Source organism: Sphingomonas sp. dw_22 (genome assembly GCF_018449795.1).
GTDB lineage: Bacteria > Pseudomonadota > Alphaproteobacteria > Sphingomonadales > Sphingomonadaceae > Sphingomonas.
The window spans coordinates 23,505-41,575 of the sequence record NZ_JAAVVE010000040.1; the positions used below are offsets into that span (position 1 = coordinate 23,505).

Sequence of the window (18,071 nt, forward strand, 5' to 3'; positions counted from 1 at the left end):
CGCTCGATACCGGCAACGGCCGTGATCGCGCGGAGCGCAGCGCTCCGCGCCCGCCCTTCGGAATGGACATTGGCCATGACCTGCCCGAAATCGGCGGCGAGCCGATGCGGAACTCGGGAGAAACTTGGTTAATCGTACGTTTACTGTCCCGGGCGCAGCCAGGGCTGGCCCCCGATCATCATCATGTGCGCGTATCGAGTAGAGGGGAAATGACGATGAAGAACTATCTCGTCGCGGCTGCGCTTGTCGGAGCCCTTGCCGCCGGGGGCGCTCAGGCCCAGACCATCTACAGCAACGATTTCGACGGCAATGTCGTCACCGGATCCGGCGTCACCGTCACCAGTGCCAATGCGTCGGGCACCGGCACCGCGCTGAGCGGAAGCTGGAACGCCGCGGGCTGGGACGGCACCTTCCTGCAGAATGCCAGCATCTCGCCGATCACCGTCACCGAATTCAGCTTCTCCGGCCTCGGCGCGCATAGCGGCATCTCGCTCGGCGGCGTGCTCGGCTTCCTCCAGAGCTGGGATTCGAGCAATGGCGGCCCCTACACGCCCGATTTCCTCGAAATACTGATCGACGGCACGCTCGCCGCCCGCTTCACCGCGAACAATGCCAGCGGCACCAACACCGCTGCCGCCGGCGGCAACATCATCGCGTTCCACGATCAGACCGACAGCAACCTGGCCTATAGCGACACGCTGATCGATTTCACCGGCTCGCCCTGGGCGACCTTCGCGCATACCGGCTCGTCGCTGACGATTGCCTTTCGCGCGGCCGGCTCCGGCTGGCAGGGCGGCACCGACGAAAGCTGGGGCCTCGACAGTTTCAAGGTCACCGCCGTCCCCGAGCCGGCGAGCTGGGCGATGATGATCGGCGGCTTCGGCCTGGCCGGCGCGGCGATCCGGCGCCGCCGCTCGAAGCTCGCGCTCGCCTGATCGACGGACTCTCACGGGCGCGGCACCCCCTTTTGCCGCGCCCCTTTTTGTGCCGCCTCGACGGCGCACTCGGCGCGGCCTAAGGCTCCCCGCCGAGGAGCAACGATCATGGCCGAACGTTTCGAACGCCACCGCCAGCCCTGGCGCACGGACGAGGTGCAGAAGCTGCATACGCTCGCCAAGAAGGGCATGCCGCTGAAGGCGATCGCCAAGGCGCTCACCCGCAGCGAGGAATCGGTCAAGGAACGCGCCAAGGCCGACGGCCTCTCGATCGCCAAGCTGCACTGATCTTGTCCCGCTACGACGCGATCGTGCTCGGCGCGGGCGCCGCAGGCATGATGTGCGCCGCCGTCGCCGGGCAGCGCGGCCGCCGCGTGCTGCTGGTCGAGCATGGCGACGTGCCGGGGCGCAAGATCCTGATCTCGGGCGGCGGCCGGTGCAACTTCACCAATATCGGCACCGCGCCCGATCGCTATCTCTCGGCCAATCCGCATTTCGCCAAGTCCGCGCTCAGCCGCTACACCGCGCAGGATTTCCTGGCCCTGGTCGAGCGCCACGGCATCGCCTGGCACGAAAAGACCTTGGGCCAGCTCTTCTGCGACGGCTCGGCCCGCCAGATCGTCGACATGCTGCTCGACGAATGCGCGAAGGGCCAGGTCGAGCTCGCCCTCGGCCGGAGCATCGCCGCGATCGACCATGCCGACGGCCGATATCGCGTGACCACCAGCCAAGGCGAGACCAGTGCGCCGGCGCTCGTCATCGCCACCGGCGGCCCCTCGATCCCCAAGCTCGGCGCGACCGGCTTCGCCTATGATCTCGCCCGCCAGTTCGGCCTCAAGGTGGTCGAGCCCCGCCCCGCGCTTGTGCCGCTGACATTAGGCCCCGACGAAGCGCTGTTCCGCGAGCTTTCCGGCGTCGCCGCGCCCGTCCTCGCCCGCGCCGGCAAGGCCGCGTTCGCCGAGGCGGCGCTGTTCACCCATCGCGGCCTGTCCGGCCCGGCGATCCTCCAGATCTCCTCCTATTGGCGCCACGGGGAGGGCATCGGCATCGACTTCCTGCCCGGCCATCCCGCAGGCTGGCTCGCCGCCGCCAAGCGCGCCGAGCCCCGCGCGACGCTCCGCCGCCTGCTCGCCCGCGACCTGCCCGATCGCCTCGCCGAAGCGCTGGCCGAACGCCTCGCCCTCCCCGCCGAACTCGCCAACACCCGCGACGCCGCGCTTACCGAGGCTGAACGCCGCCTCGCCGACTGGCGCTTCGAGCCCAGCGGCACCGAAGGCTTCGCCAAGGCCGAAGTCACGATCGGCGGCATCAGCACCGCCGAACTCTCCTCGCAGACGATGGAGGCACGCAAGGCCCCCGGCCTCCACGCGATCGGCGAGGCGGTCGACGTCACCGGCTGGCTCGGCGGCTACAACTTCCAATGGGCCTGGGCCAGCGCCTGGGCGGCCGGGCAGGCGCTGTAGCCGATAGGTCGCGCACGCGATCCCTTTCGACTAGGGCAAGGTTTCTCGTTGGGGATCAGTTAGTTTCGGACCACAGTTCACCCTCTATTTAGCAAAGCCGTGGATACCCCTGCCCGGCAAGCAGGCGGGAGAGCCATGTGGGATACGAGGCGGATGTCGAGGGCTGCTATGTTTGTTGGTCACCGACTTTGGCGAAAGCCTACCGGAAGCGCTTTACGAGCATGGAGCACACCATCGTAAAGATCGGACGATCCGTCGATATATACGATCGGCATCGCAATCATTGCGGTGAAGACAGCGAAGCTTCGCGTGGAAGATGGGCGGTCGATCGAGATGGATACGCCCATGTCAAAGACTGGATTCTATGGCGGATCACCACCAATCCGAGCGGAGAGCCGCTCCACGCATTGGAGCGCAGGCTACATTTGAAACATAGCCCGCTGGCTAGATTCATCTGGGATTCGATTCACGATGAAGTCTCCTGTCGCGAGTTTACGCCAGACTGCCAGGAGCTGTTCATCGCCCGCATCAACAAGATCGAGCGGGATTTCCCATTGCTTATCAACGAGGTGGAATGGTGACGCGGATCAAGCCGATTCATGCCGTCGGAGCGTGCCTTATATTTGGAGTGGCCGCGATCTCGATCGCTGTTTGCTATAGCGCGGATCCAGGCAATGCCGCCATCGCGGGTGCCGGTGCGCTTGGTCAGGTGATCGTAGCAGTGCTGCTTTACTATCTAACACGCGAGCAGCTCGACCATACTCGGTCGGAAACAGCCTATCGGAGGGTCGAGCAGAAGATCGCGAAGCATGAGCGCCGTCTGGACGACATGGTGCGGATCCAGGTCGCTTACAACAATTCCAAAACGGGCATCGGGAAGACGAAATGCGATAGGGATCAGATCGATCGCCTCCATCAGCTTCGCGACGACATGCGCCAATTCTTCAAGCAGCCCGTCAGCCAGAATTTCAACAGGATGTGCGAACACGCCAAAGCTGCGGGCATCCTTGTCGTTGGCGATCCCGATTACCTGAGGGAGATCGATAATTATGCGGCCTGCAATACGACCGTCTACGATGAAACGAAGCTTCAAATAGAGAATATGCGGCAGGAGCTGGCGGCTTTTCAGCGCGAGCTTGAAGCCTTGTGAAGCCGTCTGGTCAGGCGGATCAAGCGAGCACCGCGACCGCCGTCAGCAACGTGCCCGGCCGGCACGGGGCACCCATTCGGCGGAGCGTCCGATGCCCGGCAGGGCGCGGCGCCCGCGCCCTCAGTCCAGATTCGGCCGCAGATAGCGCTTGGCCAGTTCCAGGCTGATCCCACGTCGCTGGGCGTAATCCTCGACCTGGTCCTGCCCGATCCGCGCCACGCCGAAATACTCCGCCTGCGGGTGCCCGAAATAAAAGCCCGACACCGCCGCCGTCGGCAGCATCGCGAAGCTCTCGGTCAGCGAGATCCCCGTGCGGTGATGCGCGTCGAGCATCTTGAACAGGATCGGCTTCAGGCTGTGCTCGGGGCAGGCCGGATAGCCCGGTGCCGGGCGGATGCCGCGATATTGCTCCTTGATGAGCGCGACATTGTCGAGCTGCTCGCCCTCGGCATAGCCCCATAGCGCCGTGCGGGTATATTGGTGCAGCCGCTCCGCCATCGCCTCCGCCAGCCGGTCCGCCAGCGCCTTGAGCAGGATATCCGAATAATCGTCGATCGCCGCCTTGAAGCGCGCCAGGTGCGGCTCGATGCCATGGATCGAAACCGCGAAGCCGCCGATCCAGTCGCCGTCATGATCGATGAAGTCGGCCAAGCACATGTTCGCCCGGCCTTCCCGCTTGGCGATCTGCTGGCGGAGCATCGGCAGGCGGACATGCTCCTCGTCCTCGACATGGACGATGATGTCGTCGCCCTCGCGCCGGCACGGCCACAGCCCCACCACGCCGCGCGCGGTCAGCCATTTCTCCTCGATCAGCCTGTCGAGCATCTTCTGCGCATCGGCGAACAGCGATCGCGCGCTCTCGCCCACCACCGCATCCTCCAGGATCGCGGGATAATTGCCCGCCAGTTCCCAGGCGCGGAAGAAGGGCGTCCAGTCGATATAGGTCCGCAGATCCTTCAGATCCCAGTCGAGGAACTCATGCACCCCCGGCAGGCGCGGCTTGCCCGGCTTCAGGCTCATGTCGGCCTCGAACGCATTGTCACGCGCCTTTTCGAGCGGCAGCAGCTCGCTCTGCCCGCGCCCGGCGCGCGCGACGCGGACCTGCTCATATTCCTCGGCGATCTTCGCGACATAATCGTCGCGGATCGTCTCGCTCACCAGCGTCGTCGCCACGCCCACCGCGCGGCTGGCGTCGAGCACATGCACCACCGGCCCCTTGTACGCCGGCTCGATCCGCAGCGCGGTATGCACCCGCGAAGTCGTCGCCCCGCCGATCAGCAGCGGCATCGTCATGCCCGAGCGCTGCATCTCCTCGGCCACCGTCACCATCTCGTCCAGGCTCGGGGTGATGAGGCCCGACAGCCCGATCATGTCGGCATCGTTCTCGTTCGCGGCCTCGAGGATCTTCGACCAGGGCACCATCACCCCCAGATCGACCACGTCGAAGCCGTTGCACTGGAGCACCACGCCGACGATGTTCTTGCCGATGTCATGCACGTCGCCCTTCACGGTCGCCATGATGATCTTGCCCTTGCCCTTGGCGCCCTCTTCCTTGGCGGCTTCGATATAGGGGAGCAGGTGCGCGACGGCCTTCTTCATCACCCGCGCCGATTTCACCACCTGCGGCAGGAACATCTTGCCCGAACCGAACAGGTCGCCGACCACGTTCATCCCGTCCATCAGCGGCCCTTCGATCACTTCGATCGGGCGCGGGAAGGCGAGGCGGCATTCCTCGGTATCCTCGACGACATGCGCGTCGATGCCCTTGACCAGCGCATGCTCCAGCCGCTTGGCGACCGGCCAGCCGCGCCATTCGGCCGCCTGCTTCTCGGCCACCGCGTCGGTGCCGCGGAACTTCTCGGCCAGCGCCACCAGCCGGTCGCCCGCCTCGGGATCGCGGTTGAGGATCACGTCCTCGCAGGCGGTGCGCAGCTCGGGCTCGATCTGGTCATAGATGTCGAGCTGGCCGGCATTGACGATCGCCATGTCCATGCCCGCGGGGATCGCATAATACAGGAACACCGAGTGCATCGCCTTGCGGACGACCTCGTTGCCCCGGAACGAGAAGCTCAGGTTCGACAGCCCGCCCGAGATATGGACATGCGGGCAGCGCGCCTTGATCTCGCGCGTCGCCTCGATGAAGTCGACGGCATAGTTGTTATGCTCCTCGATCCCCGTCGCCACCGCGAACACGTTCGGATCGAAGATGATGTCCTCGGGCGGAAAGCCGATCCCCGTCAGCAGTTTATAGGCGCGCTCGCAGATCTCGATCTTGCGGGCCTTGGTGTCGGCCTGGCCGGTCTCGTCGAACGCCATCACCACCACCGCGGCGCCGTAAGCCATGCACTTGCGCGCATGCTCCAGGAACTGGTCGACGCCTTCCTTCATGCTGATCGAATTGACGATCGGCTTGCCCGAGACGCATTTCAGCCCCGCCTCGATCACGCTCCACTTGGACGAATCGATCATCACCGGCACGCGGGCGATATCGGGCTCGGCGGCGATTAGCTTGAGGAAGGTCGTCATCGCCTCGACCGCGTCGAGCAGCCCTTCGTCCATGTTGACGTCGACCACCTGCGCGCCGTTCTCGACCTGCTGCCGCGCGACCTCGACGGCGCGGGTATAGTCGCCCGCCATGATGAGCTTCTTGAACGCCGCCGAACCGGTGACGTTGGTCCGCTCGCCGATATTGACGAAATTGGTGGAGGAGGGGGTGGTGGTCATGTTTCTTTTCTTCTTCTCCCTCTCCCATCGGGGAGAGGGCCGGGGAGAGGGGCCTGAAGGAGAGGGCGCCGCTCTGCCCCTCTCCCAACCCTCTCCCCGAGGGGGAGAGGGCTATTCGTGCGTCAAGCCGCCATCGTGAACGGCTCCAGCCCCGCCAGCCGCGTCCGCACTTCCGGCACCGCGATCCTGCGCGGCTCCAGCCCCGTCACTGCCTGCGCGATCGCCGCGATATGCGCCGGGGTCGAGCCGCAGCAGCCGCCGAGCACATTGACCTGCCCCTGATCGGCCCATTCCTTGACCAGCCCGGCGGTCGTCGCCGGCATTTCGTCATAGGCGCCCAGCTCGTTGGGCAGCCCCGCGTTCGGATAGACCATGATGAGCGTATCGGCGAGCGCGCTCAGCGTCTTCACATGCGGCCGAAGCTGCTCCGCCCCGAACGAGCAGTTGAGCCCGATCGTCACCGGCTTCGCATGCCGCACCGCATGCCAGAACGCCTCGACCGTATGCCCCGACAGATTCCGCCCCGAAAGATCGGTCAGCGTCATCGACAGCATGATCGGCAGGTCGCGGCCCAGGTCGTTCGCCGCCTCGATCGCCGCCATGATCCCCGCCTTGGCATTGAGCGTGTCGAACACCGTCTCGATCAGGATGAAGTCCACCCCGCCCTCGACCAGCGCGTCGATCTGCTCGCGATACACGTCCTTGAGGTAATCGAAGTCGATCTCGCGATAGCCGGGATCGTTGACGTCGGGCGAGAGCGACAAGGTCTTGTTGGTCGGCCCCAGCGCCCCCGCCACGAAGCGCGGCCGCCCGTCCTTCGCCTCGAACTCATCGGCGATCGAACGCGCCAGCTTCGCGCTCTCGACATTGATCTCGCGCACCAGATGCTCGGCCCCGTAATCGGCCTGGCTGATCCGGTTGGCCGAGAAGGTATTGGTCTCGGCGATGTCCGCCCCCGCCTCGAAATAGGCCCGGTGGATCGAGGCCGGCACCTCGGGCATGGTCAGCGCGAGGATGTCGTTATTGCCCTTCTGGTCATGCCCCAGCCCGAGATCGCCGGCATAGGCCGCCTCGTTCAGCTTCCAGTTCTGGATCTCGGTGCCGAAGGCGCCGTCGGTAATCAGGATGCGCTTGGCGGCCTCGGCCAGCAGTTTCTCGCGTGCAGTCATCGTCAACTTCCTAAATAAGCCCCTCCCCTTCAGGGGAGGGGGAAGGGGTGGGGCCGTGTCTCACCGAGACCGACGCCCGTGACTCCCCACCCTTAGTTGGCCTCAAGCCACCACCAATTCCGCCCCCACCTTTGGCCTAAGCCCCAGCAGATGGCAGATCGCATAGCTAAGCTCGGCCCGGTTCAGCGTGTAGAAGTGGAACTGCCGCACCCCGCCCGCATAGAGCTTCCGGGCAAGCTCGGCCGCCAGCGTCGCCGCCACCAGCTGGCGCGCCGCCGGATGCTCGTCCAGCCCCTCGAACAGCCGCCCCATCCACGCCGGAACCTCGGTCCCGCACATCGCTGACATCCGCACGACGCTGGCATAGTTCATCACCGGCATGATCCCCGGCACGATTTCCGCGGTGATCCCCGCCGCCGCCGCATCGTCGCGGAAGCGGAAGAAGGTCTCCGGCGTGAAGAAGAACTGCGTGATCGCCCGCGTCGCCCCGGCATCGATCTTGCGCTTGAGATTGTCGAGATCGGCAACGGCATCCGGCGAATCCGGATGGCATTCGGGATAGGCCGCGACCGAGATCTCGAACGGGTGGAGCTTCTTCAGCCCCGCCACCAGCGCCGCGGCATTCTCATACCCGCCGGGATGCGACCGGAACTTCTCCCCCGCCCGCGGCGGATCCCCGCGCAGCGCGACGATATGCCGCACCCCCGCCGCCCAATATTCCTCGGCGACCTGGTCGATCTCCTCGCGCGTCGCCTCCACGCAGGTCAGGTGCGCGGCGGCGGGTATGGAAGTCTCGCGCGCGATCCGCGCCACCGTGGCATGGGTGCGCTCGCGCGTCGTCCCGCCCGCGCCATAGGTCACGCTCACGAAGCGCGGCCCCAGCGGCGAGAGCGTCTGGATCGACTCCCACAGCGTCTCCTCCATCTTCTCGGTCTTGGGCGGGAAGAATTCGAAGCTCACGTCCACATCGCCGGCGACATCGGCGAACAAAGGCGCGCCCAGGGGATCCACGATACTCATGCCGCCTTCACTTTCTCCACAAGCGCGCCGGTCTTGCGACCCAGCCACAATTTCACCGTCAGTTCGCCGCCCTCGAGCGTCTCGATCTTCACCGGCGCGAGTCCCGCGCCTTCGAACCAGCCGAGCATCTGCTCGTCGGAAAAGCCCAGCCGGGTGTGCGCATCGCGGGCGCGCAGCTCCTCGCGCTCGTGCGGCGCGAAATCGACGATCAGCAGCCGCCCGCCGGCCGAGAGCACCCGCCCCGCCTCGCGGATCGCCGCGCCCGGCTGCTGCGCGAAATGGAGCACATGGTGCAATATAGCGGCGTCCGCTCCGCCGTCCTGGAGCGGCAGCGCATAAAGATCGGCCTGGCGCAGCTCGGCATTGGCCAGCCCCCGCTCGGTGAGCTTGGCGCGCGCCAGCCGCAGCATCTCCGACGAGCGATCGATGCCCAGCGCATGCTCGGCCTGGGGCGCGAACAGCTCGAGCATCCGCCCGGTGCCCGTGCCGATATCGATCAGGCAGCCGAGCGGCCCCTCCCCCAACGCCTCGGCCATCGCCGCCTCGACTTCGCTGTCGGCGACATGGAGCGACCGGATCGCATCCCATTGCCCGGCATTCGCCTCGAACCATTCGGCCGCCGCGCTCGCCCGGTCGGCGCGCACCGCCGCCAGCCGCGCCTCATCGGCCACCGCCCAGTGATCGGCCTCGGTCCAGCGATCGAGCGCCGCGAATACCGGCGCCACGATCCCCGGCCCGCCCAGCGCGACGAACACCCAGCTACCTTCCTTGCGCCGCTCGGCAAGGCCCGCATCGCACAATATCTTCACATGCCGGCTCACCCGCGGCTGGCTCTGCCCCAGCACCTGCGCCAGCTCGCCGACGCTCAGCTCCATCGAGCGGAGCAGCGCAAGGATGCGCAGCCGCGTCGAATCCGCCAGGGCGCGGAAGATGATGAGAGCCGATTTCATGGTCGAGATATAGATATAAAGATATCTTTATATCAGGTCAACGCACGTTGCCGACTCCCTCGTTCGTCACCCCGGCACTTCGACCGGGGTGACGGGTTATGCTCTCGGCGCCGGTTGCGCCACGCCCCGCCGCCGCGCTAACCCATGGCCCAAGCCAAATCCCCGAAAGGAAACCCATGCGCAAGGCCCTGCTCCTCCCCGTCGCCGCCCTCGCCCTCACCGGCCTCGCCGCCTGCGGGCAGAAGGCGAAGAACGAAGCCGCCGAGGCGAACGAGGCGATGGCTGGCGACAGCAACACGATGGGCGAAGCGGTCAGCGACGTGAACGCCGCCCAGGCCGCCGCCTTCGACGATGCCGAGAACGCCTATGCCGGCAATGCGAGCGAAGCCGACGGCAACGAGATCACGGACTGACCATGCCGATGCGCAGCGCGCTCCTCCTGCCGCTCGCGCTCGCCGCCTGCGGCCGGGCCGATGACGACGCCGCCGATCCGCACGGCCTGACGCCCGCCGAGGCGCAGCGGCTGGACGAAGCCGCGCGCGCGACCGACATCAACACCATCACCGCCAACACAACGGAGAGCCCGCAATGACCGAATCCCGCGAACTCGGCGCCTCCGGCCTCGCCACGCCGCCGCTCGTGCTGGGCGGCAACGTCTTCGGCTGGACAATCGACAAGGGCGAAAGCTTCCGCATCCTCGATCGCTTCGCCGAGGCCGGCGGCGTGATGATCGACACCGCCGATGCCTATTCGGCCTGGGTTCCGGGCAACAAGGGCGGCGAATCGGAGACGATCATCGGCGAATGGCTCGAGCAGTCCGGCAAGCGCGACAAGGTGCTGATCGCCACCAAGGTCGGCATGCTCCCCGGCGAGGGCGGCGAGAAGCTCGCCCCCACCCGCATCGCCGCCGCCGCCGAAGCCTCGCTGGCCCGGCTCGGCGTCGACACGATCGACCTCTATTTCGCGCACCAGGACGACGAGTCGGTGCCGCAGGAGGAGTATCTCGCGGCCTTCGCCACGCTCATCAAGGCCGGCAAGATCCGCGCGCTGGGCGCCTCGAACTTCCACGCCGCCCGCCTGAAATCCGCGCTCGACATCGCCGCGGACACCGGCCTGCCGCATATCCGCGTGCTCCAGCCCGAATATAATCTGGTGAGCCGCCACAAGTTCGAGGGCGAGCTGCAGGATCTCTGCATCACCCACAATGTCGGCGTGATCCCCTATTACGGCCTCGCCTCGGGCTTCCTCACCGGCAAGTATCGAACCGAGGCAGATTACGGAAAGAGCGTCCGCGGCGGCCGCATGGCGGCGTTCCTCGAAGGCAAGGGCAAGGCCGTGCTGGCGGCGATGGACCAGGTCGCGGCGGAGACCGGCGCCACCCTCGCGCAGATCGCGCTGGCCTGGCTCGCCGCCCAGCCCGGCGTCACCGCCCCCATCGCCAGCGCGACCAGCGTCGAGCAGCTCGACGAACTGGTGGGCGCATGGGACGTGAAACTGAGCCCCGAACAGCTCGCATTGCTGACCGACGCGGGCGCCTGACCAGAGGCGCCCACCCCTTTATCTTCCCCGGCCTTCGCCGGGGAAGGGATTTAACAAACTGAGAGTCGTCCGTTCAGGCGTTCTCGAAATCGAGCACGATCCGCCCTTCGATCTCGCCCTTGTGCATCTTGGCGAACACCGCGTTGATATTGTCGAGGCTGTCGGTCGCCACCGTCGCATGGACCTGCCCATGCGCGGCGAAGTCCAGCGCTTCCTGAAGATCGAGCCGCGTCCCCACGATCGACCCGCGCACCGTCACGCCGTTCAGCACCGTATCGAAGATCGACAGCGGGAAATCCCCCGGCGGCAGCCCGTTCAGCGACACGGTGCCGCCGCGCCGAACCATGCCCATCGCCTGCTGGAACGCCTTGGGCGAGACGGCAGTGACCAGCACGCCCTGCGCCCCGCCGATCTCCTTCTTGATGAAGGCGGCGGGATCGGCGTTCAGCGCATTGACGGTGAGCGATGCACCCAACTTCCGGGCCAGCTCCAGCTTGGCATCGTCGATATCGACCGCGACCACGTTCAGCCCCATCGCCTTGGCATATTGCACGGCCATGTGCCCCAGCCCGCCGATGCCCGAGATCGCCACCCAGTCGCCCGGCTTGGTGTCGGTGACCTTCAGCCCCTTATAGACCGTCACCCCCGCGCACAGCACCGGCGCCACCTCGACGAAGCCGAGATTGTCCGGCAGGTGCCCGACATAATTGGGATCGGCGAGCACATATTCGGCGAAGCTGCCGTTCACCGAATAGCCGGTGTTCTGCTGGAGCTCGCACAGCGTCTCCCACCCGCCCAGGCAATGCACGCAATGCCCGCACGCGGTGTAGAGCCACGGCACGCCGACGCGGTCGCCCTCCTTCACATGGGTCACCCCCTGGCCCACCGCGACGACATGGCCGACGCCCTCATGCCCCGGGATGAAGGGCGGCTTGGGCTTGACCGGCCAGTCGCCCTCGGCGGCGTGGAGATCGGTGTGGCACACGCCGGTCGCGGCGATCTTCACCAGGATCGTGCCGGGGCCGACTTCGGGCACCTGCACTTCCTCGATGACGAGCGGCTTGCCGAATTCGCGGACGACGGCGGCCTTCATGGTCTTCTGCATGATGCTTCCTCCTCAGAACGCCGCGTCGATATCGACCACGTCGATCAACTTGTGGTTGACGAATTCCTTGATCCCAAGATCGAGCAGCTCGCGCCCATAGCCGGATCGCCGCACCCCGCCGAAGGGCAGGTCCGCCTTCACCATCGTCGGGTGATTGACGAACACCATGCCGGTGGAGATGTTCCGCGCCACTTCCGCGCCATGCTTCGGATCGGAAGTGAACACCGATCCGCCCAGCCCGAACGGCGAATCATTGGCGATGCGGATCGCATCGGCCTCGTCCTTCGCGCGGAACAGCATCGATACCGGCCCGAAGAACTCCCAGTAGCGCGCCGGATTGTCCTCGCCGACATCGGTCAGGATCACCGGCTGGACGAACGCGCCCTGGTTGGGCGCATCCGGTCCCACCGGCGTCGCGGTCGCGCCATGCTCGACGGCCTTCTGGATCATCACCTTCAGGTCGTCGGCCGCCTTTTGCGAGGAAAGCGGCGCCAGCGTCGTCTCGGGATCGAAGGGATCGCCCATGCGCAGCTCGGCCACGCCCCTGGCATAGCTTTCGAGGAACGAGTCATAGATCTCGCCCGCCACGATCATCCGCTTGGAGGAGACGCAGACCTGCCCGCCGTTCCAGTGCCGGCCGAACACCGCCCATTTGACCGTCTTCTCCAGATCGGCATCGGCGAGCACGACGAACGCATCCGCGCCGCCCAACTCCATCGTCGATTTCTTGAGCGCCTTGCCCGCGATCGCCGCCACTTCGGCGCCCGCCGCCTCCGATCCGGTCAGCGCCACACCATGGACGCGCGGATCGTTCAGGATCAGCGGGATCTGGTCATGGCTGGCATAGAGGTTGATGAACGCGCCCTCGGGCAGCCCCGCCTCCAGCATCAGCGCTTCGAAGCGCGCCGCGCTCTGCGGCACGTTGGAGGCGTGCTTGAGCAGCATCGTGTTGCCGGCCGAAAGCTGCGGCGCGATGATCCGGGCGATCTGGTAATAGGGGAAGTTCCACGGCTCGATCGCGAGCAGCACGCCCAGCGGATCGCAGACCAGCACCGCGTCGCCCTCGGCGGGATCGGCGACGGGCAGCTTTTCGGGCATCAGCAGCCGCTCGGCATTGGCCGCATAATATTCGAAGATCGCGGCGGAGAGCTCCACTTCGGCCTTCGCCTCGCCGATCAGCTTGCCCATCTCCAGCGTCAGCACCTCGGCATAGGAATCCGAGTCGCGGCGCAGGATATCGGCCGCCGCCTGCATCACCGCGGCGCGGGTCGCGAACTCGGTCTTCCGCCAGCCCTGGAACGCCGCATCGGCGCGGCCGATCGCGGCCAGCACCGCGTCGTCGGTCGCGGTGGGAAAGGTCTTCAGCACTTCGCCGGTATAGGGATTGGTGGTCGCGAAACTCATCTCGTCGTCCTCCTGAAAAGGGGCGAGCCGGCTTGGGGAAGGTGCGCGGCTCTGGCGCCGCTCGAATGCGCTCCGGACGCGGATCGGCGATATTGTGGTTGCTACGTAGAGCGCCGGAAACAGCGGATTTTTACGCCGCGCTTACGCCCCGGCCCGACCTTCCCGTGGAAGCTTTATGCGCCACGCGCCCATATCCGGGGGCGGCGGCGCGCTCGCGCCGCTTCCCGCGCCGGGGGACATCATGCCGGCAATGGAGCAGCACGATGCAACCCTGTCCGGCAGGTGCCGACAGTATCGATCACGTCCTCCTGGTCGGTCGCGATCGCGACGGCCGCTGGGTCGTCCAGGAGAATCACGGCCTGATCGAGGGCCTGTTCGTCAATCGCCAGGCCGCGCTGCACTTCGCGCATTGCGAGCGCCACGCCTTCCCCGCCGCCCGCATCGAGCTCGCCACCGCGCCGCTCCACTCGATCCTGTCGCGCTGATCCGATGGACCCCGACGATGCAGACCTTCCTCAACGCCGCCCAGATGCTGCTCGGCCTGGCCGTGCTGGCGCTGATCTTCCTGCTGGCCCGCCGCCTGCGCCGGCTGCGGGCAACGGCGCCGGAGCGCGACCCCACCAGCGGATTCAGGGATCCCTGTCGCTGAAGCGCTTCTGGGAGGCAGTGACGGCAAGCCCTCCTGACCAGGCGCATTGCCGCTCGCAAGCCGGCCCGTTCCTGCTTATTGTCCTGCCGAATCGACCGGCTTCGGGGGGAGCATATGCAATCGATCGTCAAGACGGCGGCCTGGGCGTTCTTTGCTCTACTGGCCTATTTCCTCTTCGCCGGCATCGTCAGCCCCTGGCTCGACCTGCCTTCGCCGGGCAATTCCGGCTTCGTACCCGTGTTCACGCTGTTCTCGCTGCTCCATGGCTGCGTGGCGCTGGGCGGCCGGCGCGTGGCGCTGTTCTTCGGGCTGACGGTCGTCATCTCCTATCTCGTCGAGGAGGCCGGCGTGCGGACCGGCCTGCTGTTCGGCCGCTACCATTATAGCGACGATCTGGGCATCAAGCTGGGCAACGTCCCGATCCTGATCCCGCTCGGCTGGTTCATGATGATCTATCCGTCCTGGGTCGTGGCGCAGGCGGTGCTGCGCGGCCGCAACCTGCGCGGGCCCGCCGGCATGGTGGCGCTGGCGCTGCTCTCGGCGCTCACGATGACGGGCTGGGACATGGTGATGGACCCCCCGATGATCCGGGGCGGCGCCTGGGTATGGCACGATGGCGGCCCTTATTTCGGCGTGCCGCTGCAGAATTATGTCGGCTGGGTGCTCAACACCTTCGTCATCTATCTCGTCTTCGACATCGCTGATCGCGCCCTGAGCAGGCGGGAGAGCGCGCCCTATCGCTTCGGCAGCCTGTTCGCCGCCCTGCCCGTGGTGATCTACACGCTCTTCGCGCTGGACTATGTCTCGCCGCACCGGGCGGTGCCGCTCACCCTCATCGCCGTCTTCACGATGCTGGTGCCCGCGCTGTTCGCCCTGGCGCAGCTCGCCTTGCCGCCCGCGGCCAAGGCGCAGCAATGAAGGCGCGGCGGCGGCCCCTCAGGCCGCCGCCGGCACCTTCCGGAGCGGTTGCAGCCGCCCATAAGTGAGCGACCGCCACACCCACTCGGCCGGCCCGAAGCGGAAGAACCGCAGCCACACCGCGCTGAACGCGCAGAGCCCGGCGAAGATCGCGAGCCCGAACAGGCAGATGCCGGTGACGCTCCAGCCGGACATCCGCCCCAGGCCCCAGCCGTAGAAGACGAACGAGCCGATCGCGTTCGAGGTCAGGTAGCCCGTCAGCGCCATCCGCCCCATCGGCGCCAGCGCTTTCTGCAAAGGGCGGCCGCCGCGGGTCAGGAACAGGCAGAGCAGCGCGATATAGCCGAACGCGGCGAACGCCAGCGCGGCATAGGAGGCGGTGACGACGCCGTGCATCACGCCGTGCGCGGGAATGCCCAGGTGCCGGCTGCCCTGCACGACGCTCAGCAGCAAGCCGATCGGAAGGCACCACCATGCGACCTTGCGAAGGAAGGGCCGCCAGCGCTCGACATCCGCCAGCACGCCATTGCGCGCGGTCCACAGCCCGAGCAGGAACAGCCCCAGCACGCTGGCATTATAGACGAGCGCGTCGGCCGTATGGGCCCAATACATGTCGAGATAATAGCGCCAGTTCGCCGCGACATAGGCGGCATAGTCGCTCCCCTGATAGGCGTGGATGCTGGCCGGCATCAGCGCATTGGCCTGCGCCGGGCTGAGCCCGGCGAGGTTCGGCAAGGGGCCGCCGGCAATCGCCTCCAGGATTCCCTGCAGCACCGGCGGCGCGACGATAAGCGCCAGCCCGCCGATCAGCAGCGCCCGGCTGCTCCAGCCGCGGAACAGCAGCATCACCATGCCCATGATCGCATAGAGGATCAGGATGTCGCCGAAGAACAGGAAGCTGAGGTTGCACAGGCCGATCGCCAGCAGCACGGCCATCCGCCGGAGGTAGAAGGCCGTGAAATCCTGCCCCCGCGATGCGGCGCGCTCCATCAGGATGCCGAAGCCGACGCCGAACAGCAGCGCGAAGCACGACCGCGCCTTGCCCTGGATCAGCAGGACGTCGACGGCCGCGAAGCCGAGATCGACAGGGCTCGCCTTGGCCAGCAGCTCCTGGCTGAGAAAGCCCGCGACCATCGCCACGATGTTGAACAGGATCACGCCGCACAGCGCCGCCGCGCGCAGGCTGTCGATGACGTGAATGCGATCGGCGACCGGCGCCATGCCCGGCGCTTTGCTCTCGACACTATCCGACATGATTCTTCCCCCTTGCCGGATCGCTATGCCGAATCGGTTTCCGGCAAAAGTCCTTTGGAGAGGGAAGCCGCCGCCGCATGCTGAAGCCCCCTCCCCGGCAAAGGCCGGGGCCCAGTCGCGAGCCGGAGCGCAGCTCCGCGCGGCTGCTGCGCAGCCGCTCACCCCCCAGGGCGGAGAGAAGAAGCAACAGAATACCGATACGACCTAATCCCCCGCAAACCCGAACGCCGTAACCCCGCGCTCGCGCTCCCCGATCACCAGCCCGCGCCCCGCCGGCGCCGCCGATCGCTGCGGGCAGTCCATCCGCGTGCATGCCCGGCACCCCAGCCCGACCGGCACGGCACTCCCGCCAAGGTCCACGCCGCGCGCCGCCGCCAGCGCCGCCGCATCCTGCGCAGGCAGGCCCAGCGCCATCGCAAACCGAGGTCGCACCCCGCCCACCGCCCCGGCATGCGGATGCGTGCAGCGCGCCAGCGTGAACCAGCGCGATCCATCCTCCAGCTCGATCAGCTGCGTCACCGTCTCGTCGGCCCGCGCAAAGGCGTCGAACATGTTCCACAACGGACACAGCGAGGCGCTCTCCGCCAGCGGCGATCCGCTCGCCCCGGCATAGCGGATCGAGACCTGCCCCGCCCGGTCCGCCCGCACCAGGAAGAAGGGCAGCCCCCGCGCGCCGACCCGCTGCAAGGTCGTCAGCCGGTGCGCCACCTGCGCGAAGCTCGCCCCGAAGCGCCGCTGGAGCAGCTCGACATCATAGCCGCTCGCCTCGCACGCGCGCAGGAAGCGGGCATAGGGCATCGTCACCGCCGCCGCGAAATAACCCACCAGATGCCGCCGGAAGAGCCGTTCCCCCGTCCGGTCGAGCCCGCTCCCGCGCACCAGTCCGTCGATCTCGCCCCGCGCCTCCCAGGCCAGTTGCCCGGCCAGCGCGAAGCTGCGCGCCGATGCCGGCAGCATCTCCGAAAGCTGCAATTGCCGCGCGTGCAGGTCGAGCCGCTGCACGCGATCGGGCATCACCTCGGCGGGCAGGATGCGCACCGACAGCTGGTGCTTCACCCGCAGCCGCTCGGCCATCGCGCCATAGGGGTCGCCCGCCATGCGCAGCTCGTCGGCCAGCGCCTCGGCCGCCGCGTCGAGATCGGCGAAATGGTTGCGCCAGCGCTCGATCTCGCGGCGCACCCGGCTGCCCGGATCGGGTGCCCCGTCCTCGCCGCCCGCCCCCGCACCCAGCCGGTCATAGGCGCGCGCGAACGCCTCCGCCCCGCCCGGCGCGCCCGCCAGCCATTCTTCCATCTGGTGCCGGTCGATCTCCAGATCGGCGAAGAGCGGATCGGCCAGCCGCCGCCTGATGGCCTCCGCCCCGCCGCCCGGCTCGCTCGCCGCCAGCGTGCGCGGATCGAAGTCATAGGTCTCGGCCAGCCGCAGCATCAGCGAGGCCGAGAGCGGCCGCTGGTTGCGCTCGACCAGGTTGAGATAGCTTGGGCTAACCCCCAGCGCCTCGGCCATCGCCGCCTGGGTCAAGCCCATCTGCCGCCGCAACCGGCGCACGGCATGCCCCGCGAAGAGTTTCCGGTCGGCCATCCCTTAAGTCCTCCCCGAGCTTGTCTCGGGGAGGGGGACCAGCCGCAGGCTGGTGGAGGGGCGGCGGACGGAGAGGGCGGTGGTCCGCGGCCACCCCACCCCGGTCGCCCTCTGAGGGGTGGCCCCCCCCCCGGCTGAACTGCGGGGGGGACCAAAGGTCGCGGGCGATGGGGGTGGGGCTATAATAGTGTTGCACGGGGGACGCGTACC

General features: G+C 67.2%; 19 protein-coding genes. 11 read left to right on the plus strand and 8 right to left on the minus strand.

All coding sequences use genetic code 11. From position 1 onward, the window contains the following. Positions 1-215 precede the first annotated feature (215 nt). The 5 genes from HB724_RS15805 (at position 216) to HB724_RS15825 (ending at position 3,548) form a co-directional block, all read left to right on the plus strand. Entirely contained in the window at positions 216-935 is a 720-nt protein-coding gene (locus tag HB724_RS15805) for a PEPxxWA-CTERM sorting domain-containing protein (RefSeq protein ID WP_213981904.1), read from the plus strand. 108 nt (positions 936-1,043) lie between these two features. Then, positions 1,044-1,223, plus strand: a complete 180-nt coding sequence (locus HB724_RS15810; protein ID WP_213981905.1) for a hypothetical protein — start codon at positions 1,044-1,046, stop codon at positions 1,221-1,223. Then, on the plus strand, positions 1,220-2,398 hold the full coding sequence (locus HB724_RS15815) for an aminoacetone oxidase family FAD-binding enzyme (protein WP_213981925.1): 1,179 nt from the start codon (positions 1,220-1,222) through the stop codon (positions 2,396-2,398). Before HB724_RS15810 ends, HB724_RS15815 begins: the two co-directional genes overlap by 4 nt. A gap of 137 nt (positions 2,399-2,535) precedes the next feature. After that, complete coding sequence (locus HB724_RS15820) at positions 2,536-2,979, plus strand: hypothetical protein (RefSeq protein WP_213981906.1); 444 nt, start codon at positions 2,536-2,538, stop codon at positions 2,977-2,979. Continuing rightward, positions 2,973-3,548, plus strand: coding sequence for a hypothetical protein (locus tag HB724_RS15825; protein ID WP_213981907.1), 576 nt, complete (start codon positions 2,973-2,975; stop codon positions 3,546-3,548). The genes HB724_RS15820 and HB724_RS15825 overlap by 7 nt, the downstream gene beginning before the upstream one ends. A 120-nt stretch (positions 3,549-3,668) precedes the next feature. Here the strand turns inward: HB724_RS15825 and metH are convergent, their stop codons facing one another. The 4 genes from metH to HB724_RS15845 all read right to left on the minus strand — a co-directional run bounded on the left by metH (position 3,669) and on the right by HB724_RS15845 (position 9,411). Continuing rightward, positions 3,669-6,272 carry a methionine synthase gene (metH, locus tag HB724_RS15830; protein WP_213981908.1) on the minus strand — a complete coding sequence of 868 codons (2,604 nt, stop codon included), beginning with the start codon at positions 6,270-6,272 and terminating at the stop codon, positions 3,669-3,671. 122 nt (positions 6,273-6,394) lie between these two features. Then, positions 6,395-7,441, minus strand: a complete 1,047-nt coding sequence (locus tag HB724_RS15835; RefSeq protein ID WP_213981909.1) for a homocysteine S-methyltransferase family protein — start codon at positions 7,439-7,441, stop codon at positions 6,395-6,397. 102 nt (positions 7,442-7,543) lie between these two features. After that, the gene (metF, locus tag HB724_RS15840; protein WP_213981910.1) at positions 7,544-8,461 is read right to left on the minus strand and encodes a methylenetetrahydrofolate reductase [NAD(P)H]; all 918 of its coding nucleotides are present in this window, start codon (positions 8,459-8,461) and stop codon (positions 7,544-7,546) included. After that, the gene (locus HB724_RS15845; protein ID WP_213981911.1) at positions 8,458-9,411 is read right to left on the minus strand and encodes a metalloregulator ArsR/SmtB family transcription factor; all 954 of its coding nucleotides are present in this window, start codon (positions 9,409-9,411) and stop codon (positions 8,458-8,460) included. Before HB724_RS15845 ends, metF begins: the two co-directional genes overlap by 4 nt. 176 nt (positions 9,412-9,587) lie before the next feature. Between HB724_RS15845 and HB724_RS15850 the strand changes: the two genes are divergently transcribed. The 3 genes from HB724_RS15850 to HB724_RS15860 are packed head-to-tail and all read left to right on the plus strand — an operon-like array spanning position 9,588 to position 10,950. Further along, positions 9,588-9,824, plus strand: a complete 237-nt coding sequence (locus tag HB724_RS15850; RefSeq protein ID WP_213981912.1) for a hypothetical protein — start codon at positions 9,588-9,590, stop codon at positions 9,822-9,824. 2 nt (positions 9,825-9,826) lie between these two features. Next, the gene (locus HB724_RS15855; RefSeq protein ID WP_213981913.1) at positions 9,827-10,003 is read left to right on the plus strand and encodes a hypothetical protein; all 177 of its coding nucleotides are present in this window, start codon (positions 9,827-9,829) and stop codon (positions 10,001-10,003) included. Further along, the gene (locus HB724_RS15860) at positions 10,000-10,950 is read left to right on the plus strand and encodes an aldo/keto reductase (RefSeq protein ID WP_213981914.1); all 951 of its coding nucleotides are present in this window, start codon (positions 10,000-10,002) and stop codon (positions 10,948-10,950) included. The genes HB724_RS15855 and HB724_RS15860 overlap by 4 nt, the downstream gene beginning before the upstream one ends. A gap of 73 nt (positions 10,951-11,023) precedes the next feature. Here HB724_RS15860 and adhP read toward each other — a convergent pair whose 3' ends face one another. After that, complete coding sequence (adhP, locus tag HB724_RS15865) at positions 11,024-12,055, minus strand: alcohol dehydrogenase AdhP (RefSeq protein WP_213981915.1); 1,032 nt, start codon at positions 12,053-12,055, stop codon at positions 11,024-11,026. 12 nt (positions 12,056-12,067) lie between these two features. Then, complete coding sequence (locus HB724_RS15870) at positions 12,068-13,459, minus strand: NAD-dependent succinate-semialdehyde dehydrogenase (protein WP_213981916.1); 1,392 nt, start codon at positions 13,457-13,459, stop codon at positions 12,068-12,070. A 263-nt stretch (positions 13,460-13,722) separates the two neighbouring features. On the opposite strand from HB724_RS15870, the gene HB724_RS15875 reads away from it, so the two are divergent. The 3 genes from HB724_RS15875 to HB724_RS15885 all read left to right on the plus strand — a co-directional run bounded on the left by HB724_RS15875 (position 13,723) and on the right by HB724_RS15885 (position 15,026). After that, complete coding sequence (locus HB724_RS15875; RefSeq protein ID WP_213981917.1) at positions 13,723-13,944, plus strand: hypothetical protein; 222 nt, start codon at positions 13,723-13,725, stop codon at positions 13,942-13,944. A 17-nt stretch (positions 13,945-13,961) separates the two neighbouring features. Continuing rightward, complete coding sequence (locus HB724_RS15880; protein ID WP_213981918.1) at positions 13,962-14,108, plus strand: hypothetical protein; 147 nt, start codon at positions 13,962-13,964, stop codon at positions 14,106-14,108. 114 nt (positions 14,109-14,222) lie between these two features. Further along, a complete protein-coding gene (locus tag HB724_RS15885) occupies positions 14,223-15,026 on the plus strand; it encodes a carotenoid biosynthesis protein (RefSeq protein ID WP_213981919.1) in 804 nt (267 codons plus the stop codon). 18 nt (positions 15,027-15,044) lie between these two features. Here the strand turns inward: HB724_RS15885 and HB724_RS15890 are convergent, their stop codons facing one another. Then, positions 15,045-16,280 (minus strand): DUF418 domain-containing protein, encoded by a 1,236-nt coding sequence (locus tag HB724_RS15890; RefSeq protein ID WP_213981920.1) that lies wholly within the window; start codon positions 16,278-16,280, stop codon positions 15,045-15,047. Positions 16,281-16,484: 204 nt separating this feature from the next. Next, positions 16,485-17,861 (minus strand): helix-turn-helix transcriptional regulator, encoded by a 1,377-nt coding sequence (locus HB724_RS15895; protein WP_213981921.1) that lies wholly within the window; start codon positions 17,859-17,861, stop codon positions 16,485-16,487. Positions 17,862-18,071: the final 210 nt, after the last annotated feature.